We start from the raw sequence: 21,234 nt of genomic DNA, 5'->3' as shown, positions 1-21,234 counted from the left end.
GAGCGGGAGGGACGGCCGTGAGCGCCACCGATCGGGGCCGGGAATCGGCCACCGGCGGCAACCGGACGCTCCCGACGCCGGGCGCGACCGGCCAGTGGACCATCGTCGCACTGCTGGGGGCCGTCCTCGTGGCGTACCTCCTGGGGCCGTTCGTCGCGTTCCTGTTGGAGCACGGACTTCCCGCCCCCGGCGCATTCGCCGATCCGGCGGTCCGGTCGGCGATCGTCACCTCGCTGGTGACCGCGCCGGTGGCGACGCTGCTGGCGACGGTCTTCGGCGTCCCGCTGGCGTACGTCCTCGCCCGGTACAGTTTCCGGGGCAAGCGACTCCTGGAAGCACTGGTCATCCTGCCGCTGGTGACGCCGCCGGTCGTCGGCGGCGTCGTGCTGGTGAGTGCCTTCGGCCGGCTGACGCCGATCGGGAGCGCCGCCGCGGCGCTCGGCCTCCCGCTGACGCAGGGCTACGCCGGGGTGGTCCTCGCCCAGACGTTCGTCGCCGCGCCGTTTCTCGTGGTGACCGCCCGCTCGGGGTTCGCGTCGGTCGATCGCGATCTGGAGCGGGCGGCCCGGAACCTCGGAAAGGGGCCGCTGGCGACGGTCTGGACGGTCTCGCTGCCGCTGGCACGGGGGAGCATCGTCGCCGGGATCGTCCTGACGTTCGCCCGCGCGCTGGGTGAGTTCGGCGCGACGATGCTGCTTGGCCATCCGCCCGAGACGATGCCGACGCGGATCTGGGTCGAGTTCGTCGCCGGCGGGACCGACGCGACGGTCCCGCTGGTGGTCGCGCTGCTGAGTGCCGGCGTGGCGGTCGTGCTCGTCCTTCGATTGCTGGGTACGTCCCTGGAGTTCTCGCCATGAGCCTGGCGCTGGCCGGCATCGAGGCGACCCGGAGGGACTTCTCGCTGGGCCCGCTCTCGCTTTCGGTCGAAGACGGCGTGACCGCGGTGCTCGGTCCCTCGGGCGCGGGGAAGTCCACGCTACTGGAAGTGATCGCCGGGTTCGAGACGCCGGAGTCGGGGACGGTCTCGTTGGCTGGAACCCGGATCGACGGACTGCCGCCGGAGGAGCGAAACGTCGGCATGGTCTTTCAGGACGCCGCGCTCTTCCCGCATCTCAGTGTCGCCGGGAACCTGCGATACGGCGCGCCCGAGGGGGCCGACATAGAGAGGACGGTCCGGACGCTGGGGATCGGCGACCTCCTGGATCGGGACCCGACGACGCTCTCGGGTGGGGAACGCCGGCGTGTCGCCCTGGCGCGGACACTGGTAACCGATCCGGACGCGCTGGTGCTCGACGAACCGCTCTCGAGCCTGGACGCACCGATCCGGCGGCGACTCCGCCTCGACCTCCGGGACATCCTGTCCGGTCTCGACGTTCCGGTCGTCTACGTCACCCACGATCAGGAGGAGGCCGCGGTCGTCGCCGATCGCGTCGCCGTGCTCTTCGACGGGACGATCCGCCAGGCGGGGCCCGTCGGGACCGTCTTCGACGACCCGGCGACGCCGACGGTCGCACGCTTTCTGGGAGTGGAGAACCTCCTCGAGGGGACCGTCCGCGAGCGTCGCGACGGTGAGGCGACGACGGCCGATGTCGGCGGGACGACGGTCGAGATCGGGGGGACGACACTGCGCGTGGCGGATAGAGTCGAAACTGGCATCGAGCAGGTGGTCGTCGGTTTCCGACCCACGGCGATCGAGTTCGCGAACGGGGCTAACGCCGAGAACACCCTCGATGTCGAGGTCGAGCGCGTGGTGCCGGGACGGGACGGCGCGACGGTCGTCCTCGCGGCCGACGGCCTCGGGCGACTCACGGCCAGGACCGCCGAACAGATCGCCACGGGCGACCGTCGCTCGATCGCGATCGACCCCACCGCGCTGCACATCTTCCCGGACGAGCCGAACCGATGTCCGTGATCGAAGGTGCGATCCCGTACCCGGGATCGCCCGCTCACTTCGAGCGGCCGGTGATCGTCACGGGCAGGTCGGCGTCGAGAACGACGGCCTGCGTGACGCTGCCGTACAGAAGCGAGCCGAACGGCGAGCGCTTGCGGCCGCCCAGGACGAGCTGGTCTGCGGGGAGTTCCTCGGCCACGTTCAGGATCTCCGAGGCGGGATCGCCGATCCGGGACTCGACCTCGTATTCGACGTCGGTCCCCTCGAGACGCTCGATCGCCGCCTCGCCGCCGGGGACGTCCGCCACCGTCTGCCCATCGGCGTCGGCCTCGTCGGCGAAGACGTACAGCACCGTCACGTCGACGGATTCGGCGGCATCAGGCAGGGCCTTGACGGTCTCGGCCTGGGCTGTTCCACGGGCGCGACTACTGTCGACCGGCATCAGTACCGTGTACATCAATCGACGAACTCGACCAGAAAGCGGAAATAATAATTGGAAGATAGCAATAGTTTCGATGTCGTTTGGGTTTCCTACCAGTAATTTGAAATAGAATTAGACGTATGTCGTATGTCTCCGTCAGAGAAAGCGGTCGTCCGCCCGGCGCTGCTCGACCGCGTCGTCGCTCGCAGCGATCCAGCCGTCGTCGACGCTGTCGGGCACGTCGAAGCGGCCGACGAGGGGTTTCACGTCGAGCAGCGGGGTCCCGTCGACCACGTCGATGCCCGAGACGTCGATGGTGGGGCCGTCGACGGCTTCGATCCGAACGACCGAGAGGCCAACGCTGTTGGGCCGTCGTGGGGCGCGCGTCGCGAAGAGGCCCCGCGGCCGATCGTCGAGGAACGGCTCGACGGACAGCGGCGCGTCCGCAGGTGATTCGTGGAAGTGATAGAGGAGGATGCAGTGCGAAAAGCCCCCGAGGTCCGCGAGGCCGTCGGCGTACCTTCCTTCGAGTTCGACTGTCCCGCGGGCATCGGACCCGGCCGGCTGGATCGGCATATCGACCGCCGACTCGAACGGCGAGTGGATCGTGCCGATCGGATCGAGCGCGAGTGCTTCGTCGGCCATGCCGATACAGGGGCCCGCCACGGCCATCAATTCGATGGGTTCCGACTCCGGCGGGCACCGCCCACGGTGACCACGATCAGAGATCCATCCCGCCGTTGACGTCGATGACCTCGCCGGTGATGAACGATGACCGCTCGCTCGCGAGGAAGGCGACGACGTCGGCGACTTCCTCGACGTCGCCGATCCGGCCGAGTGGGGTGTCTTCCTCGACCTGCTCGATGATCGACTCGGGCAGGTCGGTCACCATGCTCGTCTCGATGAACCCGGGGGCGACGCAGTTGGCCGTCGATCCCTCGCGGGCGAGTTCCTGGGCGAGCGTCCGGGTGAACCCGAAGATGCCGGCCTTGGCCGTCGCGTAGTTGGCCTGCCCAAGATTACCGCCCTTGGCGACGATGCTGGAGATGTTGATCAGGCGACCGCTCTCAGCGGCCGCGATGTCGTCGTAGAAGGTCTGGGTGCAGTGAAAGGCCCCGTCCAGGTGGACGTCGAGGACGGTGTCCCACTGCTCGTGACTCATCTCCTTGAAGAAGACGTCCTGATTGATGCCGGCGTTGTTGACCAGCACGTCGACTGTCCCGAAGGCGTCTTCGACGTCCTCGGCCATCGCTTGCACCTGTTCGGGTTCGGTCACGTCGGCTTTGACGGCGATCGCCGACCCACCGGCGTCTTCGATCGTCTCGACGACCTCACGGGCGGCCTCGCCGGAGCTTCGGTAGTTGACAGCGACCTTACAGCCTGCCTCGCCGAACCGTTCGGCGATTCCACGGCCGATCCCTCGTGATGCACCCGTCACGACACAGGTCTTCGGTTCCATACCTGCTTTCTGTCGGAGGGATTCAAAACAGTTCGGCGTGCCGCAAATTTGGCCAGCGGGCCCCGAATTGGCCACGCGACGCCTGCTTGACGATCATATTCCGCGTTCAATCCCGTGTGTCACTCCCCCGTGGGAGACCGTTACATTGATAGGGATATATCGTGAAGGTCGGTATGGTACACCATGTCTATGGGTGCGTACGACGACGAGGAACACGAGCGCCGTGAACGCAAGAACAGTTCGGTCGATGCGAGTTTCGACGACGACCGAACGGACTACCACGGCAGTGTCGATTACGACAGCGACGACTCGACCGAAGAACTGCTGGAGACGTTCAAGGAGATCCAGTCCGATTGATCGCCCCGCTTGCTCGCCGGTGACAGTGCCGCCCCTGAGTGTTCGCTATCGGTAGCCTGTGCGCTGTCGGTCAGGAACCACCTGAGCCATCGTCACGTGGCCGTTCAATGGTCGGTGCGCAAACGCAGACGGCCCCAGCCTGGATCCACAGACCCGTTCAGCCGTGAGAAGATCTTGATTGTGGGAATACCAAAACTTAATGAAAGCTGTAGAATTCATTTGTGCATGGCTCGACAGTCACGGACGACAGACTCCGACGGGAACGGCTCGTGGCCGGCGTCGGTCATGGTCGTGCTCGTCGTGGGATTGTGCGGTGCGGTGGTGCTAACGGGTGGTATCGTGGCGGCCGACAGCCAGCAACTTGGCGAGACGGAGGTCTTTGCCGGGGGCTGGGGCGATGCCGACGACGTCTACGTCGAGGAAGACGGTGATGCCGTCTTCGCCTACCAGACCGACCTCGAGGACGGTGAATCCACAGCGGTCAACGCCGACGTGGCCGAGGGGCTGTTCCACGCGACGGTGGGCAGTGAGGACGTGAACTCGGACTTCGAAAACGTTAGCGGTGAGATGACCGGCGTCCTCGAGAGCGATCGCTTCGGGGTGGATGGTGAGATGACCGCCGAGCGCCCGGAGAATCTCGCCGACCTCTCGGTTGACCTCTCGGGTGAGGTCTCCGATGAGGGCAACGATTTCGACGGCGACCTCTCGATGACGATCGCCGAGTCGGGCGGTATGGCAATGCTGTTCGGCGATATCGCGACTAGCGGCGATCTCACGACGACGTCGGACACGATCGCGACCAGCGGCGAGTTCTCGATCGAACAGCAGATGGGGCTTAGTGACGGTCCCAACCGCACCGAGGTTCTCGAACTCTCGGTCGATGACACTGACGAGGGCTATACTGCCTCGGTGACCCAGAAACAGGCTGTCAGCGAGTTCCAGGCTGGTGGATGGGAGAGCGAACAGCAGGCCCGCCAAACCCTCAAATCTCAGTATGTTGCCACCGCCCAGATGATGGGCGGGCAAGGCGAGTTGACCCTCGAGAGTCACGACTTCGAGAGACTCGATGACGGTACCTACTGGATCGACGTTGCGTTCACCGTCGAGTACACTGGCATCGAGGACGGGTTGGAGAACATGCTGGCCGGACAGCTCCTCCAGGAGTCCGATCTCAACGTGACCCAGGACGATGCCCGGGAGATCGCCGCCTCGATCACTGACCTGCACATCGAGACCTTCGAGTTCTCCATGGCGGAATCCGCGACCACGACGGACGTAAGCTGGGACATCGCACTCGAGGAAACTGACAGCATGACGACGGCGCTGATCTCCCTGATCGAGTCGGCTGACGTCGCCAATACCGAGGGTGTCGACACGGACGAGCTTGCGGATCTCAAGGCAATTCTGACGGCCCAGCAGGCATCCGATCTGGCGACCGAGTTCACCTGGAACGCCTCGATGGCTACTGAGGAGGAGGAGGATCTCGTCATCGAGGCGATGGTCTCCAGTGACACGGACAACTGGGACAACTACGTTGCGGAACTCAAAGACCGCGGCATCGACATCGGGACTGGCATGGCGTTCTCCCTGGAGGCCGCGACACAGGGCGAGGAGATCACCGCCGACGGGGCCCTTACCGTCAATCAGGAGGACCTCGTCGGTAGCATGTTCGAGATGATCGCTGAGGACCGGACGATGGGTCCCGAGATGCAGACGCTGGCGGGTTCGATCGACGCGGCCGACCCCGACATCGCCAGGATGGACATGAGCGCCGGGGAAGATGGAGCCGAAATGGAGGTCGGTGCCCGGTTCGAAGATGCGGCTGCGATGATGCCGACTCGCCTCGATGGCACGCCGACCGGCGCGTCGAGCGAGACGGATGGCGACACCGCTACCCTGTACGTCTTCGCCGATGATCTCGTGGATGACGGGACGGCCGTGACGGCCGCTGACGTCCACGCTCTCACGAGCGTGAGCGAGCGCACTACCGTCCACCTGCCTGCCGAGTGGGACCGGGAGTTCCCACAGCCGAACACTGAGGCGGCCGCCGAGTACCTCGACAAAGACGTTGACATCGAGGCGGTCACCAACGAGTCCGGCCCAGGATTCGGTGTCGTCGCGGGGCTGATCGGTGTTGTGAGCGCGGCGCTGCTCGCCCGGCGGCAGTAACGCGAAGTATCTCCGGCTGCATTGGCGCTGGTTTCGCGGGTCGCTTGCACGTTGAATCGACGATCCGATCTGGTTCGCCAGCAGGTCCAGCCGGCGACGCTCCTCGCACGGACGCCCGAAGAGTCAACCGTCATGATCCGGGCCTGCACTCGGCCGGTCTGGGGAGGACTCACTCCTGGCACGATCAGTGGTCGCGGTTCCAGCCGGGCGTCGGTGTCGCTCCGCGCTGGGTTTCGACCGTGGTCGCGAGTGCCGGGTCGGCCGTCTCAATTCCTCCCCGCCGTCGCCAGTCGGTAATCGCCGCACTGACCCATGACTCTGCGGTCGCTGCCCGCCCGCGAACCTGTTCGTACTCGGTCGGTTCGATCTCGAGCGTGCCCGGACTCGACGCCGCGGCGACGGCGACGAACTCCGCGCGGTCTTGCTTCGTCGAGTCACCGTCGCGAAGGCGTCTGATCGCGTCCTCGATCCGATCCGGATCCGGATGGGCGAAGACTGTCTCCCCGATCGCCGCGGGACCGAAGTTCGGCGTCGCGTCCGCGGGTGGTTCGTCGTCGAGCAACCGGTCGCCGCCGTGTTCGCCCTCGACGCGCTCACACTCCGTTTCGACGTCGAGCACCAGATTCTCACCCGGATAGGTCGAGCAGGTTGCCGGATAGTGCTCGGTATCGTGGATCCGACACTGCAACGTCGTCGGGTCGAGGAAGACGCAACTCGACAGCCAGGTCGGCTCGTGGCCGAACGGAGCTACTGGCTTCGGGACCGACCGCAGGCCGACGAAAAACGCCGGGCGGCCGTCGATCGCCGCGACGGAGATCCCGCCGACGTCGATCCCGTTCTCGCTCGCGAAGAGTCGTGGGACGAGCGCGTCGGTCAGCCCTTCCTCGACGAACCCACGAACCTCGTCGCGATGGAGGGGGACGAGGTTGTACTCGTCGTCGAGCGGTTCGTAGGGGCCGCGGCGCTCGTGGTCGATGTCCCCTGCGGCGAGCGGTCGCCAGTCGATGCAACAGCCCGCACACCCCTCGCAGTCGACCTCCATGTCTCGGTAGACGCTATCGTGAACCAAAGACGTGTGGGTGGGCCGGAACCGTTGCGTTCGGCGACGTGAGGCGGGTGACGGTGAGAGTCCCGGCGACCCACACCGTCGATCGGTGCGCTTAGGACCGTCCGTCCGTTCGGGGCAAGCGTGGATCCCTCCCGTATCGAGTCGGCCTTCCCTGCGCCGTCCTACCGTGGCAACCAGGAGGACGCCCTGCGTCGCATCCGGGCGGCGTTCGAGGCCGGCAACGACGTCGTCCTCGTCCGCGCGCCGACCGGCAGCGGCAAGTCTCTGCTCGCGCGAGCCATCGCCGGGTGTGCCCGCCAGGGCAGCCAGGCCAGCGCGACCGACGCGATCGGGGCCTACTACACCACCCCGCAGGTTTCCCAACTCGACGACGTGGCGGCCGACCCCCTACTCGACGACCTCTCGATCATCCGCGGGAAATCGAACTACAAGTGCATCCTCTCGGGGGAGACTGATACCCCTGTCACCCAGGCACCCTGTGCCCGGGAGCGGGAGTTCGACTGCCAGGTCAAACACCGGTGTCCGTACTTCTCGGATCGATCGATCGCCGCCAACCAGTCGATCGCCGCGATGACGCTCGCCTATTTCATGCAAACCGCCGGCTCGGACGTCTTCGGCACGCGCGACGTGGTCGTCATCGACGAGGCCCACGGCCTGGGCGAGTGGGCCGAGATGTACGCCGCGATCGACCTCGCACCCGATACGGTCCCCGTCTGGGACGCCCGTCCGCCCCCTGAGATCGACGATGTCGAGACGGCTGCTGACTATGCCGCGGGGCTCTCCCGGGTCTGTGATCGTCGGCTGACCGACCTCCGCGCCCAGGTCGAACTCGAACCCGAGGAGGCCGCCGAACGCGACCGGCTGGAGGAACTCCGGTCGGATCTGACGTGGTTCCAGGAGGCCGTCCGCGATCCGGACAGTCCGACGACGTGGGTCGTCGATCAGCCCGACGGCGAGGGAGGTCGAACCACGTTTAAACCCCTCAATCCCGAACGCTTTCTCTCGCATACGGTCTGGGATCGTGGGAACAAGTTCGCGCTGCTCTCGGCGACGATCCTCAACAAGGACGCCTTCTGCGCGAGCGCCGGTCTCGATCCCGGCCGCGTGGCGCTGGTCGACCTCGAACACACCTTCCCCGTCGAGAACCGACCGCTAGTGGACGTCACGCAGGGGAAGATGACCTACGAGGAACGCGATGCGACGATTCCGAAGGTCGCCGAGACGCTCGTCTCGTTGATGGCCCGTCATCCCGAAGAACCCGGGCTGGTGCACTGTCACTCCTACGCGATCCAGGATGCCCTTGCCGACGAACTCGATGCGCTCGGCGTCGGCGATCGGGTCCGCTCTCACGACAGCGAGGACCGCGACGGCCAACTCGCCGCCTGGAAGCGCAGCGACGACCCGACGGTCTTTCTCTCGGTGAAGATGGAAGAAGCCCTGGATCTCGACGGTGATCTCTGTCGGTGGCAACTGCTCTGCAAGGCTCCCTACCCCAACACGCGGGATTCACGGGTCGCGCGTCGCCTGGAAGACGGCGACTGGGCGTGGTACTACCGGAGTGCGCTCCGGACGGTGATTCAGGCTGCCGGGCGGATCGTCCGCTCGCCCGAGGATCACGGGGTGACCTACCTCGCCGACGCGAGCCTGCTGGACCTCTTCGATCGCGCCCGGACCGACATGCCGGAGTGGTTCGCCGAGCAGGTCGACCGGATGGAGCGCCCCGATCTCCCGGCGGCCGATCCTGACGCTGCGCTCGCTGGACTGACCGACGGCCGGTCGAACGGCGGGAGCGGTCGGTCAGGGTCGGGCGGCTCACGGCGATCGCGCCGGTCCAGTTCCTCCCGGTCGCAATCGAACCCCGTCGCCGACGTCTGGGACACGGAATAGGGGCGCGTCGCGGCCGCACAATCCGGCGGCGATCCGTGAACACACCCGTTTATAGGGAGTCAGTCGCAAAATCGACCATGACGACACCGGCCGACTACCTCAGCGAACAGCTCCAGGCGAACGATCTCTTGACCCCCGAGACCGCGATGATTCTCGGCTCCGGGCTGGGTGGGATGACCGACGAGATGGAGATCGAACTGTCCGTGCCATACGAGGACGTCCCGACGCTCGAAGCCTCGACCGTCGAGGGGCACGCAGGGCGGTTCGTCGTCGGCACGGTCGGCGAGGTCAGCGTCCTGGGGATGGACGGCCGCGTCCACTACTACGAAACCGGGGACATGGACCCGATCGTCGCGCCCATCCGGGCCCTTGGGGAACTCGGCTGCGAGCGCCTCCTCATCACGAACGCCGCCGGCGGGATCAACGCCGACTACGAACCCGGGGACGTGATGCTCATCGAGGATCACATCAACATGCAGGGGACCAACCCGCTCATCGGCCGGGCGGGGCTGGGCGACGGCCCGATGTTCCCGGATATGACCAACGCCTACAGCCCGGACCTGCTCGCGGCGGCACGCGACCTCGCCGCTGACTCCTCTCTCACGATCCATGACGGCGGCGTCTACGCGGGGATGCCGGGGCCAAGCTACGAGACGCCGGCCGAGATCGAGATGCTTGACACCGTCGGTGCTGACGCCGTCGGGATGTCGACCGTGCCGGAGGTGATCGTCGCCAACCAACTGGGGATGGACGTCGTCGGGATGTCCACGATCACGAACTACGCTGCCGGCGTGGTCGGGGACCCGCTCTCCCACGAGGAGGTCGTCGAGACGATCAAGACGATTGAGGACGATCTGCGGACGTACGTGACGGCGCTGCTCCAGCGCTTCCCGGAACTCGAGTGAGCGTCGGCTCTCGGCACTCGAATAGCGACCGTCCCGGGTCGGCTCAGAACATGCTGGCTGCCGCGTAGGCGAACGACGAGCCGACCATCAGCACGACGAGGATGATCGCGAGGATCTGCTGTCGGTCCATATCGCTGCTTGACGGCCGGGACGAATAGATGTTGCCCTCTCATCGCGATGACTACCGTCTCTGTTAGTCGACGCGAGCGTCAACGACGACGTGGTCGACCCCCTCGCTGTAGGACTTCACCCGGCGGGTGTCGAGTACCTCGACCGACCGGCCTCGATCGCTCGCGGCCGCCTCCAGCCGGTCGATCGGCCGCTCGAAGATCAGGTCTTCGGGCGTCGCTTCGTGGAGGTGGAGGACGCCGCCGGGTTCGAGCGCATCGAGCGCGCTGTCGAGATACTTGTACGCGTCGTAGTAACCCATCACAACGCGATCGACACTGACCCCGTCGACGACGTCGCGACAGTCGGCCCGGTAGGGCTGGACCCGGTCGGTCACGTCGTTGAGCCGGGCGTTTTCGAGCAGATACTGGAACGCCGTCGGATTGCGCTCGACGGCGATCACGTCAGCATCGGCACGGGCCATCGGGAGCGTGAAGTAGCCGATCCCGGCGAACATGTCCAGAACGGTCTCGTCGTCTCCCACTCTGTCTCCCATGTAGGACCGCTCCTCCTTGTTGCCCGGCGAGAACATGACTTTCGCGAGGTCCAACGCGTAGCGCGTGCCGTGCTCGGTGTGGATCGTTTCCGTGTCGCCCTCGCCAGCGAGGACGGACACGTTCGGCTCGCGATGCTCGCCGGCGATCCCGTGGCGCTGGAGGACGGTGTCGGCCTCGCCGTGGAGGTCGAGGAGCGCTTCACCCACTTCTGCCGGTCGCGGCGCGTCACCCACGTCGACGAGGATCACGCTCCCGACGACGGCCCACGACGACGGCGCACGGTCGACCTCCGCTCCGGTCCACCCGCGCTCGCGGAGGTGATCGGCCAGCGTCCGCAGTCGAGGATCGCCGACCTGCCGGACGACTTCGTGAAAGTCGACGGTTTCGGGGACGGCCGTCACGGGGATCGAGACGCCGCCGTCGCCGTAGGCCCGGACGCGCCGGTCTGCGTCGTAGACGCCCTCGTCGGTCAGGGCGTCGATGGCTTGCTGGGCGCGGGGTTTCTCGACGACGACGGCGAGCTCACCCTCAGATTCCCCGGTGAGAACCCCGGCCCCTTCACTTTCGCCGCTGAGAACCTCGGACACCTCCTCTTCGTCGTCCGGAATCGGACTGTCGTCACTCATCGTTGATCTCGTCCGCCTCGCCGCTCGGGAGGACGTGCAACCCGGCTCGCGATTTCAACACCGGAACTGTCTCGGCGTCGGCGTCGAGATAGTCCGGTCGCGGGATCGATTTGGTCTCGTAGGTCTCGGGATCGAGCACCTGCACGGCGTGGTCGTCCTCGATCGCCACCAGCGTCGTCTCGACGCCGTCGGATTGATCGCCAAGCCGTCGGGCGTCGGGTGCATTACCCGCCTCGAAACTCGCCTCGTAGGCGTCGCCGGTCTTCAGCCGCGTTCCCTTGAGATTGCCCTGGACGCTCCGAACGATGACCGGCCCGTCACTGTCCTCCGGGTCGATAACCTCGCCTGGTCGATAGGGCGGCAACCGGACGGCGTAGGTCACCCGGTAGACTTCGTTGCCGTCCTCGTCCTCGGTGATCAGCGTCTCCGAGTCCGAGAAGGATCCGCCGAACTCGCCGACGATCCGGCTGGCGATCTGCTTGCCGATGTTCGTCGTCGAGACCTTGATGTTCACCCCGTCGTCGTCCTCGCCGACCTCGGTGACGAACGCGTCACGAGCGCCCGTCGCTTCCATGTCGGCGACGATTTCGTGGGCGATCGCTTTGGCACGTTCGATCTCGTCGTCGGTCGGCGTCCGGTCGCGTGCCCGCACCTGGACGGTCGAGGCGTAGGACCCACCGGCGATCCGGCCACACCGCGTGCAGACTTGCCGGGAGACCTTCACGGGGACGACCACCTCCTCGGTGACCGCCGTCCCGCGGACGACCCCCGAAAACGTCGCGTGCATCCGGATCGTGTTGCGGTCGACCTGCTCGGGCGCGACCTGCCAGGAGACGTCGGTCGCATCGAGGTGGACACCCAGCGACTCGCTGGTTTCCTCGATCGCGACGTCGGTGTAGTCCTCCGCACCGACGTCGAGCCACCGATTGCCCCGGTGGACGGCCCCACACCGCGAACAGACGCGGACCTCGATCCGCTCGGGCGCGTCCACGAGGTCGAACTCCTCGAAGTAGCAGGCGTCACACAGCACGCTGTCGGGATCGTGCGCGCCAGGCTGGCCCGGCCGCTCGGTCGGGTCGCTCTCGATCGCATCGCCACACCGCGGACAGAACGCACCCGATCGCGTCATTACACTGCGGTAGGGGATTGGTCTGTAAAAACGGCGCGGGTTCGGTCGTCCTGGATCTGTGGGCTTCTCTCAGGAGTGTTCGGTGTCTGTCGACGTTGTCGTTGCTTCAGTTCCCGTGGGGTTCATATCTACGACACTGTCTTCGGCAAGCAGGTGTCGCCCCCGTTCTCACACCAGGACAGAGACGAGTACTACCAGCGCGATTGCCACCAGCACACTGGCCAGGGTTCCGACGAGGAAGTACTCGGCGAACGGACGTTGCTTTAGCTCCTCAAAACGAGCAATCGACTTGACCGCCACCACGAGCGCGACCGCTTCCCAGCGGCCAGCCAGGCCGAGGACGAGGATGAGCCACCGTTCTAAGCTCCCGATGAGGGAACCAGCCTCCAGATCCCCTTCCGGAGATTCGGGGCCGTCTGCCGGGAGGATTCCGCGGACGATCGTGTTTCCGCCTTCGTGAGCGAAGACGAACGCGGAGAGGTACACCGCCCCGATGGTCATTTCTGACCAGGGTAGGGAGGTTTCCCCGCCGAGGCTGGTCACAACCGGCGCGTTCGTCCAGGCCGAGGGGTCGATCAGGGACCAGCCAACGAGAAGGACCACCAGGTGAGCCATCTGATCCCCGAGAAAGAGATGCGCAGACGCCGCCCTCTGCTTTCGTATCCGGGCCGAGACGGCGTCGATGAGGAAATGAAAGGCGCCGACGAAGCCGATGATCAGGACCGTTTGGGGAGTCAATAGCGGGATGAACGCGACACCGTGGACGAGGAGGACGATCCCGGCGTGAGCGAGCAGTGGCCCCCATCTGTGTTTGTTCCGTGCCAGTGCATCCGTCTGGAAGACGAAGTCGCCGAGGACGTGACCCAGAAGGAGCAATGCGAGGGCCGTCCCCTCCGGCCCGAGCGCGGTCAACCACCCGGTCATGGGCTCTCACCGCCGGGGAAGGTGTCCTGTAGTAACGTCCCAAGCGAGTTCTCCCCAGCCCGTACCGCATGGACGTGTCCGGCACTGAGTGATTCGCTGACGGTGGATTTCGAGACCCCATAGCGGCTCGCGACACGTTTTTGCGTGTCTTCTTCCTTCAGTGCCCGCCCAAATTGGGCCTGTCGGTCCGTCCAATCCTCACGGACACATTGCACCAGGTCGAACATCGAATTGACGTGGTCGTCGATCCCGTTCGACCAACCGGCCACGCGGATCCACGCCCCGTCCTTTCGAGCCGAGTTGATCGCTTCCCGGGCTCGGTGGAAGCATGGGCCATCCATCCCGATGGCTTGATCCGGATTAACCGCCGTGTCCAGTTCGCCCTGGCCGATCCCAAATCGCAATCCGGCCGGGTGGAACTGATCGCTCGCCGAGACCGCAGCTTCGACGCCAGCCTTGGCATCCGTGAGGAGTACCTGGAACTCGTCTCCTGTCGTCACGGTGAACGGTGACGCGATAGACCTGTCCGGAACGTGATTGTTGAGGGAGTCTACAACGCTTTTGAATTCATTCTGTACTTCGTTGCGGTCCGCCAGCTCCCGGGAACCGCGGATGTCTCCGATCAGTGCGACGTATCGGGGAGTGGCACTGTCCTCGTTCATTTGTTCGCCTCATTTGCCGAATTGGGACCAGGTTCGGGTTTTTGGGCCAACTCATATCAGTATTTCGACTGCGGTCGGAGTTCGTGATCAGGACGAACAAACCACACATTCGGCTTTAGAAGTGAATCAATCATGTATTCGGCTTAGAAAGCGAACTAATACTACATTCGGCTATATTGGCGAACTATTTGGGCCATCTGTGTCATACTGAGTCGAGGCGGGTGCCCCTTCGGGCGCGGGATGAAACCGGTGGGTCTGAACCACCCGATGATCGGTGGCCGGGAGGGTCGTTTACTCGACATGTCCGCTGTCCGACACCGCCGCCCGGATGGTGTCCTTCCCTGAATTGCCTACGTGTGCCCGTCTGCAGTGGCAACCGGACTGGGACTTGCGCGGGCGGCCGAGTGGTCCGGCCGTTTGCCAGGGCCGCACTCGATTGGATCGCCACAGCGCGGACAGAACGCACCCGATCGCGTCATTGGGTTTCCGCAGGGGACAGGCGTCTAAAAGCGGCGCGTTCTCGCTACGTGACGTGCTTTTTGACGAACTTCGCCAGCAGCGGGACGTCCTCGATGTGTAACAGCTTAGCGACGGCCCGCCAGCTCCCCTGGTTGACGGCCGAAAGCGTCTCGTCGTCGAGACGTTGGAGTTCGGCGAGTAGCCGGTCGTATCGGTCGTTCGACGCGAGGTAGAGCAACTCGGTCATCCGGAGGCGCGAGTCCATCCGTGGCGCGATCTTCCGGTGCCAGATCGACTCGTAGTACGCCATGGCCTCGGCACTCGTGTCCGGCTGCGATGGTGTCAACGCCTGGTCGACGGTGACCGCTGCCGCCCGCCCGGACTGCATCGAATTGTGGATGCCCTCGCCCCACAGCGGGTCGAGCGACGGCACCGTGTCGCCGATCGCGATGAACCCGGCCGTCGTCATCCGTCCCGGCGACTGGATGTGTGCCGAACCGCGATGCTGTCGACCCTCGATCCGCGTCGCGTTCGCGAAGCGGTCGTCGATCGTCAACCAGTGGTCGAGGTACCCGTCGATGGTTCGATCGTCGGTGGCGTGGCGCTGATAGCCCTCGTTGTTGATGTAACAGACGCCGACCTTGGCGGTATCGTCGCCGGTGTGGAAGACCCACGCGTACCCGCCGGGGGCCACCTCGTGATCGAGGCGGAGCATCATCGCGTCAGTGAGGTCGGCCATCCCGTCGGCGTCGAGGGTCACGCCCTCTAGCTCGTACTCGATCCCGATCGCCTGCCGCGTTCGCTCGAGGTCGGAGACCCCGAGCGCCGTGGCGAGGGGCGCGGCCGGTCCCGTGGCGTCAATCACGACGTCGGCGTGGACCTCCTCGGAACCGTTGTATCGGACGCCGATGACGTCGTCGCCGTCCAGCAGGGGCTCGCTGACCCGTGCGTCGAAGCGATACTCGGCCCCTGCCTCGCGTCCGTCCGCGACGAGGAACTCCTTGAACGCACCGAACTCGAGGACCGCACCGACCTGGTCCGCCCGGAAATACTCCGTTGGGGACTCGATGACCACGCTATCGGTGAACTGCATCACCACGTCGTCCGGGATGCCGAAACTCGCAAGCATCGGCGGGAACGTCCCTCCCGTGGACTTGTTGCTCCCGCGCGGGAACTCGGCCGCCGATTCCGCTTCGAGGACAACCACGTCGTACCCCCGCCTCGCAACGTCACGTGCACACTGGCACCCGGCCGGGCCGGCGCCCGCGATCACCACGTCGTACCCTTCGACCATACAGCCCAATCCGGCGTCTCCCCCAAGAGTGTTCCCACCTGTACCCCTGATATTGGGGGTGAGTGATAGCTCCGGTGGAGGCAGTCGGCCGGTCCGTATCCGTGCCCGGAGGGGTTTTCTTCCCTGACCGCCTACGACCCCCGTATGCAGTGGCAACCGGACTGGGGGCTGCGCGGGCGCATGGTCGTGACGATGTTCCTGCTGTTTGCCCTCTACATCGTCTTCGTCGGCGTCCTCGCGTCCGCTGGCGTCGGCCTCGTGGGTATCGTCGTCGTGATGGGGTTGTTCTCGTTCGGTCAGCTGTTCTTCAGCGACAAACTCGCCCTGCGGAGCATGGGCGCGAAACGGGTCGACGAGAACGAGTACCCCGACCTCCACCGGAGCGTCTCCCGGCTGGCCCAGCAGGCCGACCTCCCCAAGCCTGACGTCGCCGTCGCCGACTCCTCGGTCCCGAACGCCTTCGCGACCGGGCGCTCGAAGAAGAACTCGACGGTCTGTGTGACGACGGGAATCATGGAGACCCTGGAGCAAGACGAACTCGAGGGTGTCATCGCCCACGAACTCGCCCACATCAAGAACCGCGACGTCGTGGTGATGACGATCGCCTCCTTCCTCTCGACGATCGCGTTCATGATCGTCCGGTGGGGATGGCTGTTCGGCGGCGGGCGCAACCGCCGGGGCGGTGGCGGCGGTATCTTCGTCGCGATCGCCGTCTCGCTGGTCGTCTGGATCGTCTCGTACATCTTGATCCGGGCCCTCTCGCGGTACCGGGAATACGCGGCCGATCGAGGCGGCGCGATCATCTCCGGCCAACCTTCGGCGCTGGCCTCCGCGCTGGCGAAGATCGACAATCGGATGGACCGCGTTCCCAAGGAGGACCTCCGAAGCCAGTCGGAGATGAACGCCTTCTTCATCGTCCCGATCTCGAAGGGGATGATCGCCAACCTCTTCCGGACCCACCCCTCGACGGAGAAGCGAATCGATCGCCTCCAGGAACTCGAACGCGAGATGGAGACGGTTTGAGGGCGTCTTCGATCGCGATCTTCTCGCTCGGGATTCCATGACGGGACAACCGTAGCTATTTGTGCCCGTCGCCGGAATCTTCCGGGCGTCCGCATGCAACTCGAGGCCTTTCCGTCCGTGTCCTTGCACAACGTCGCCGAACTCGCCCCGGCCGACTGGACCAACGGCGGCGGTCATCTCCATCGGGTCCCGCGGGACGTGGCCGCGAACCTCAACGTCATGGCCCGCGACCGCGTCCAGAGCCCGACGGGTAGTGAGATTCGGTTCGTCCCCGACGGCGACGACGCGACTGTCGAGGTGACGCTCTCGGCTGCGGGGGAGACGACCGTCCAGCCCTTCTGGGGGCCGTTCCAGGGGGCCGAACCGTTCGAGATCGGCCCGGACCCTTCGACGCACACCTTCTCCGTCCCGGACCGCGTCCGGAACCTCGATCCGGCGGCTGCCGAGGACGCCGCGTATGACACCCGAATCTGCCGCCTTCGTTTCGACGCGTGGTCACGGGTTGCGCTCCACGACGTCGCCGGTGACGCTCGTCCACCCCGAGACGCAGAACTCCCCGACACCCGGTATCTCGCTTACGGCACCTCCATCACCGAGGGGGCGCTCTCGAATCCACACCTGGCGTACGTCGCCACCGCCGCTCGACAGCTCGGCGTCGATCCGATCAACCTCGGCATGGCCGGGTCGGCGTACTGCGAACCGGCAATCGCCGACCACATCGCCGGCCGAGACGACTGGGACTTCGCCACGATCGCCGTCTCGGTCAACATGTCGAATCGGGGATTCACTGTCGAGCAGTTCCGTGAGAGCGCCGACCAGCTGCTCGATACGGTGGCCGGCGCACACCCCGAAAAGCCGATCGTCGCCGTCTCGCTGTTCCCGTACCATGCCGATGTCGTTGCGGGCGACGACCCGGAACGAGCGGCGGCCTACCGGGAGACGCTTGAGACACTCGTCACCGAATCGGCCCACGACAACCTCTCGTTTATCGACGGCTCGAAGCTCCTCTCTGTGCCCGGGCTGATGGACGATATCCTCCACCCCGGCGACGCCGGGATGGTCGAGATCGGGCACAACCTCGCCGAGGAACTCGAGCCGCTCGTCGAGTGAGTCACAGCCCGCGCCGCTGTCGAGCAATCACATCCACAGCAACTGTGCGTGGCGGGTCCCGTCGATGTCGAGGACGTTCGCCTCGTCGACGAACCCTTCATCGATGGCGATCTCGACGGCCATCTCACCGACGAGATTCGCCGTATCACACCGGGCCAGACTCGCAGCGACCGCCTCGGTGCTCGCCGAATCCCCGCCGTAGAACTCCTCGGTCACCGAAAGCGAGAGCTCGCCATCTTCGAACGTCTCGCCCAGCACGTCCGCGTCACACACCGAGACGAGCAGTCCCTCCTCGGTCTCGCGCTCGGTGAGCAGGAGTTTGGCATCCGCCGGCGCGTCCGTTCCCTCGTCGTCGGTCATCTTACTCGTAGAGTTCCGTCTGTGCGCCGTCGTCGATCAACTCCTCTTCGGTCTCCTGGCGGAGCTCTTCGGCCTCCTCGACGAGTTCCTCGGCGCGTTCGTCCTCGCCGACCTCCTCGTGGGCGCGGGCTTTCTCCTCCAGGAGGGTCGCGTTGCGGAACCCGAGGCGGATGGCGTTGTCGAAGGCGTCGATGGCTTCCTCTGCGAGGCCGCGTTCGAGCAGGAAGAAGCCGCGGTTGTACCACGCCTGCGGGAATCGGGGGTCGATCTCGACGGCGCGCTCGGCGTGTTCGAGCGCCTGCTCGGAGCGGCCGGACTCCCAGAGCGCGTACGCGAGGTTGGTCTCGGCCGTCGCGGCGTGCTCGGAGTCGGGATCGATCTCGATCGCCTCGCGGTAGGCCCCCATCGCGGCGTCGTACTCCTCCAACTCGGCGTGGGCGGCTCCTTTGTTCGCCCAGGCCTCCTGTGCGACCGAGTCGTCCTCGGCGTAGCGGGCGGCGCGTTCGAGGGTCTCGGTCGCCTCCTCGAAGCGCTGGATCCGAGTGTAGCTGATGCCGACGTCGAGCAATTCCTCGGCGTCGACTTCGTCCCCACCGATCGATCGCTCGTCGAGGAGGTCGCTCACGACGCGGGAGTCGACCGGGTCGACGCTGTCGGGGTCGACGTTGAGTTCCGGCGGTTCGAGGTCGAACCCTTCGTAGGGCTCTGAAAAGCCCTGCCCCTCCGAGAACTCGTGGTCTTCGGGTTCCTCAGTCATGTAGACCGTCTACGGCAGTCAAATGGTTAAGGCCTGCGTCACCAATGGCTGGTATGGGCAAGCGACTGTTCGTCAGCATCGATCTTGACGGCCTCGCCGAGGCGCTCGCGGCCGTCCAGGATCGCTTCGAGGGTGCTTCGGGCCTGAACTTCGTCGATCCCGAGGGGGCCCACGTCACGCTGAAGTTCCTCGGTGACACCGATCCGGACCGCCTCCCCGAACTCACCGATGAACTCACCGCGGCAGTCGAAGAGAGCGGCGTCGCCCCCTTCGAGGCCCGATTTGGTGGCCTCGGCGCGTTCCCCAGCGAGGAGTACATCACCGTCGTCTGGGTCGGCGTCCGCGAGGGCGGCCCGGCGATGACAGCCCTCCACGAAGCCATCGAGGACCGAACCGTCGCGATGGGCTTTGACCCGGAAGACCACGAGTTCACGCCCCACGTCACCATCGCCCGGATGGACCACGCTGGCGGGAAGGAGCAGGTCCAGACCGTCCTTCGCGAGGCAGATCCGACCGTCGGAACCCTCGACGTTACCGAGGTCCGCCTGACCGAGAGCGTCCTCACCGACGGTGGCCCCGAATATTCGACGCTCGAATCGTTCGAACTGTGACGCCTGTGGTGTGTAATATAAGAAATATGGTGTATTCTGGAACAGGGGACTTCCAATAAATATCGGCTCTAATCGGATTAGATGGCGATTTAGGCCGGACAAACGACTTAGGCCAACCAAAATTGGTTGGTATATTGATAATTCTTAAGTGCGTCCCGACCCAACCATCGTCTAATGAGTTTGCTGGCGAATCTGACGCTGGTGTTCGTCGCGGGATTCATCACCGCGCTGGCGACCGGACTGGGCGCGCTGCCGTTTTTCCTGGTCGAGGACATCAGCGACCAGTGGTATGTGGCGCTGTGGGGCCTCGCCTCGGGGATCATGGTGGCCGCGTCGCTCTTTGGCCTGATCTTCGAGGGGCTCGCCGAGGGAACGGCGATCGAGATCGCGATCGGGATGGCCGCGGGCGTCGTGTTGGTCGTCCTCGCCCATCGCGTCCTCGACGGTGCGGAGATCGACCCCCAGGAGTACGCGGAGGCCGATTACAAGAAGCTCGTGCTTATCCTCGGCATTCTGACCGTCCATAGCTTCCCCGAGGGCGTGGCCGTCGGCGTCTCCTTCGCCGAACTGGGGCTGGAGGGCGCGGAAGGCCCGATACTCTTCGGCGTGACGGTCCCCATCCTGGCAGTCTTCATGACGATCGCCATCTCGATCCACAACGTCCCGGAGGGGACGGCGATCGCCATCCCGCTACGGTCGATGGACGTCGGCGAGTGGCGGATGGTCTGGTGGGCGGTGTTCTCGAGTCTCCCCCAGCCGATCGGGGCCGTCCTCGCGTTCGCGTTCGTCCGGGTAGCCAGGGACTTTCTGCCCTACGGCTTTGGGTTCGCTGCGGGGGCGATGATCTACCTCGTCCTGACGGAGTTCATTCCCGAGGCCTTGGAGACGGGCGCGGACCTGCCCTCCCGGGGACGGCCGGAACTGACTGCCGGCGTCGTCGTCGGGGTGGCGATCATGGTTCCGCTCGCGTTGATCTGAGGGCCGAAAGAACACAACTATAAACGACGACAGCGAACGAGGCTGTACAATGGGTAAGAAATCAAAGGGCAAGAAGCAGCGTCTGGCGAAGCTCGAACGCCAGAACAGCCGCGTCCCCGCGTGGGTCGTGATGAAGACCGATCAGGACGTACAGCGCAACCCGAAACGACGCCACTGGCGACGGAACGATACCGACGAATGAGCGCCGAAGAATTCGAAGAGCGGGTCGTCACTGTCCCGCTCCGCGACGTCCAGGCCGTACCGAGCGGCGACCGGGCCGGCAGGGCCATGTCGCTGGTCCGTGAGCACCTCGCACAGCACTTCTCGGTCGCTGGCGATGACGTCCGCCTCGACCCGTCGATCAACGAGGAGATCTGGGCGGACGGCCGCTCGAACCCGCCGAGTTCGATCCGGGTTCGCGCTGCGCGCTTCGAGGAAGCGGGCGAGAGCGTCGTCGAAGCTGAACCCGCCGAGTAAA

Annotated in this window: 23 protein-coding genes; 12 read left to right on the top strand and 11 right to left on the bottom strand. The window is 65.4% G+C overall.

The annotated features are described in order from the left end of the window. Positions 1-17: 17 nt before the first annotated feature. Positions 18-857: an ABC transporter permease gene (locus tag HUTA_RS05000; protein ID WP_015788780.1), complete on the top strand. Its 840-nt coding sequence runs from the start codon at positions 18-20 to the stop codon at positions 855-857. Beyond that, the gene (locus HUTA_RS04995) at positions 854-1,912 is read left to right on the top strand and encodes an ABC transporter ATP-binding protein (RefSeq protein WP_015788779.1); all 1,059 of its coding nucleotides are present in this window, start codon (positions 854-856) and stop codon (positions 1,910-1,912) included. Before HUTA_RS05000 ends, HUTA_RS04995 begins: the two co-directional genes overlap by 4 nt. 34 nt (positions 1,913-1,946) lie before the next feature. Here HUTA_RS04995 and HUTA_RS04990 read toward each other — a convergent pair whose 3' ends face one another. The 3 genes from HUTA_RS04990 to HUTA_RS04980 all read right to left on the bottom strand — a co-directional run bounded on the left by HUTA_RS04990 (position 1,947) and on the right by HUTA_RS04980 (position 3,771). Further along, a complete protein-coding gene (locus HUTA_RS04990; RefSeq protein ID WP_015788778.1) occupies positions 1,947-2,348 on the bottom strand; it encodes a universal stress protein in 402 nt (133 codons plus the stop codon). Positions 2,349-2,468: 120 nt separating this feature from the next. Next, positions 2,469-2,957: a tRNA (N6-threonylcarbamoyladenosine(37)-N6)-methyltransferase TrmO gene (tsaA, locus tag HUTA_RS04985; RefSeq protein ID WP_049941194.1), complete on the bottom strand. Its 489-nt coding sequence runs from the start codon at positions 2,955-2,957 to the stop codon at positions 2,469-2,471. A 76-nt stretch (positions 2,958-3,033) separates the two neighbouring features. After that, complete coding sequence (locus tag HUTA_RS04980) at positions 3,034-3,771, bottom strand: beta-ketoacyl-ACP reductase (protein ID WP_015788776.1); 738 nt, start codon at positions 3,769-3,771, stop codon at positions 3,034-3,036. Positions 3,772-3,954: 183 nt separating this feature from the next. Here HUTA_RS04980 and HUTA_RS15520 point away from each other — a divergent pair, with 183 nt between their 5' ends. Further along, positions 3,955-4,128, top strand: a complete 174-nt coding sequence (locus HUTA_RS15520; protein WP_008525757.1) for a DUF5786 family protein — start codon at positions 3,955-3,957, stop codon at positions 4,126-4,128. Positions 4,129-4,353: 225 nt separating this feature from the next. Then, on the top strand, positions 4,354-6,297 hold the full coding sequence (locus HUTA_RS04975) for a PGF-CTERM sorting domain-containing protein (protein WP_049941193.1): 1,944 nt from the start codon (positions 4,354-4,356) through the stop codon (positions 6,295-6,297). 184 nt (positions 6,298-6,481) lie between these two features. Here HUTA_RS04975 and HUTA_RS04970 read toward each other — a convergent pair whose 3' ends face one another. Beyond that, positions 6,482-7,339 (bottom strand): YkgJ family cysteine cluster protein, encoded by an 858-nt coding sequence (locus tag HUTA_RS04970; protein WP_015788774.1) that lies wholly within the window; start codon positions 7,337-7,339, stop codon positions 6,482-6,484. Between the two features lie 147 nt (positions 7,340-7,486). On the opposite strand from HUTA_RS04970, the gene HUTA_RS04965 reads away from it, so the two are divergent. Together HUTA_RS04965 and HUTA_RS04960 are read left to right on the top strand one after the other, a co-directional pair. Further along, positions 7,487-9,253: an ATP-dependent DNA helicase gene (locus tag HUTA_RS04965; protein ID WP_015788773.1), complete on the top strand. Its 1,767-nt coding sequence runs from the start codon at positions 7,487-7,489 to the stop codon at positions 9,251-9,253. Between the two features lie 77 nt (positions 9,254-9,330). Next, positions 9,331-10,158 (top strand): purine-nucleoside phosphorylase, encoded by an 828-nt coding sequence (locus tag HUTA_RS04960; protein WP_015788772.1) that lies wholly within the window; start codon positions 9,331-9,333, stop codon positions 10,156-10,158. A 193-nt stretch (positions 10,159-10,351) separates the two neighbouring features. On the opposite strand, the gene HUTA_RS04955 is transcribed toward HUTA_RS04960, so the two are convergent. The 5 genes from HUTA_RS04955 to HUTA_RS04935 form a co-directional block, all read right to left on the bottom strand. Further along, positions 10,352-11,449 (bottom strand): class I SAM-dependent methyltransferase, encoded by a 1,098-nt coding sequence (locus HUTA_RS04955; RefSeq protein ID WP_015788771.1) that lies wholly within the window; start codon positions 11,447-11,449, stop codon positions 10,352-10,354. Further along, a complete protein-coding gene (locus HUTA_RS04950) occupies positions 11,442-12,578 on the bottom strand; it encodes a 60S ribosomal export protein NMD3 (protein WP_015788770.1) in 1,137 nt (378 codons plus the stop codon). Before HUTA_RS04950 ends, HUTA_RS04955 begins: the two co-directional genes overlap by 8 nt. Positions 12,579-12,746: 168 nt before the next feature. After that, positions 12,747-13,502, bottom strand: coding sequence for a DUF3307 domain-containing protein (locus HUTA_RS04945; protein WP_015788769.1), 756 nt, complete (start codon positions 13,500-13,502; stop codon positions 12,747-12,749). After that, positions 13,499-14,164, bottom strand: a complete 666-nt coding sequence (locus HUTA_RS04940; RefSeq protein ID WP_015788768.1) for a SatD family protein — start codon at positions 14,162-14,164, stop codon at positions 13,499-13,501. Before HUTA_RS04940 ends, HUTA_RS04945 begins: the two co-directional genes overlap by 4 nt. Before the next feature lie 523 nt (positions 14,165-14,687). Beyond that, positions 14,688-15,917, bottom strand: coding sequence for a digeranylgeranylglycerophospholipid reductase (locus tag HUTA_RS04935; RefSeq protein WP_015788767.1), 1,230 nt, complete (start codon positions 15,915-15,917; stop codon positions 14,688-14,690). Between the two features lie 144 nt (positions 15,918-16,061). Here HUTA_RS04935 and htpX point away from each other — a divergent pair, with 144 nt between their 5' ends. Together htpX and HUTA_RS04925 are read left to right on the top strand one after the other, a co-directional pair. Then, positions 16,062-16,940: a zinc metalloprotease HtpX gene (gene htpX, locus HUTA_RS04930; RefSeq protein ID WP_015788766.1), complete on the top strand. Its 879-nt coding sequence runs from the start codon at positions 16,062-16,064 to the stop codon at positions 16,938-16,940. Positions 16,941-17,033: 93 nt separating this feature from the next. Next, positions 17,034-18,050: an SGNH/GDSL hydrolase family protein gene (locus tag HUTA_RS04925; protein WP_015788765.1), complete on the top strand. Its 1,017-nt coding sequence runs from the start codon at positions 17,034-17,036 to the stop codon at positions 18,048-18,050. Between the two features lie 27 nt (positions 18,051-18,077). Here the strand turns inward: HUTA_RS04925 and HUTA_RS04920 are convergent, their stop codons facing one another. Continuing rightward, entirely contained in the window at positions 18,078-18,410 is a 333-nt protein-coding gene (locus tag HUTA_RS04920) for a DUF424 domain-containing protein (RefSeq protein ID WP_015788764.1), read from the bottom strand. A 1-nt stretch (position 18,411) separates the two neighbouring features. Continuing rightward, positions 18,412-19,167: a tetratricopeptide repeat protein gene (locus tag HUTA_RS04915; protein ID WP_015788763.1), complete on the bottom strand. Its 756-nt coding sequence runs from the start codon at positions 19,165-19,167 to the stop codon at positions 18,412-18,414. Positions 19,168-19,220: 53 nt separating this feature from the next. Between HUTA_RS04915 and thpR the strand changes: the two genes are divergently transcribed. The 4 genes from thpR (at position 19,221) to HUTA_RS04895 (ending at position 21,233) form a co-directional block, all read left to right on the top strand. Further along, positions 19,221-19,778 (top strand): RNA 2',3'-cyclic phosphodiesterase, encoded by a 558-nt coding sequence (thpR, locus tag HUTA_RS04910; protein WP_015788762.1) that lies wholly within the window; start codon positions 19,221-19,223, stop codon positions 19,776-19,778. A 174-nt stretch (positions 19,779-19,952) separates the two neighbouring features. Beyond that, a complete protein-coding gene (locus HUTA_RS04905; protein WP_015788761.1) occupies positions 19,953-20,756 on the top strand; it encodes a ZIP family metal transporter in 804 nt (267 codons plus the stop codon). 49 nt (positions 20,757-20,805) lie between these two features. Further along, the gene (locus HUTA_RS04900; RefSeq protein WP_015788760.1) at positions 20,806-20,958 is read left to right on the top strand and encodes a 50S ribosomal protein L39e; all 153 of its coding nucleotides are present in this window, start codon (positions 20,806-20,808) and stop codon (positions 20,956-20,958) included. Continuing rightward, positions 20,955-21,233, top strand: coding sequence for a 50S ribosomal protein L31e (locus tag HUTA_RS04895; protein WP_015788759.1), 279 nt, complete (start codon positions 20,955-20,957; stop codon positions 21,231-21,233). The genes HUTA_RS04900 and HUTA_RS04895 overlap by 4 nt, the downstream gene beginning before the upstream one ends. Position 21,234 lies beyond the last annotated feature (1 nt).

The sequence above is a fragment of the Halorhabdus utahensis DSM 12940 genome (assembly GCF_000023945.1).
Classification (GTDB): domain Archaea; phylum Halobacteriota; class Halobacteria; order Halobacteriales; family Haloarculaceae; genus Halorhabdus; species Halorhabdus utahensis.
The sequence above is the reverse complement of the archived record's forward strand: the minus strand, read 5'-3'. Positions and strand labels throughout refer to the sequence as shown.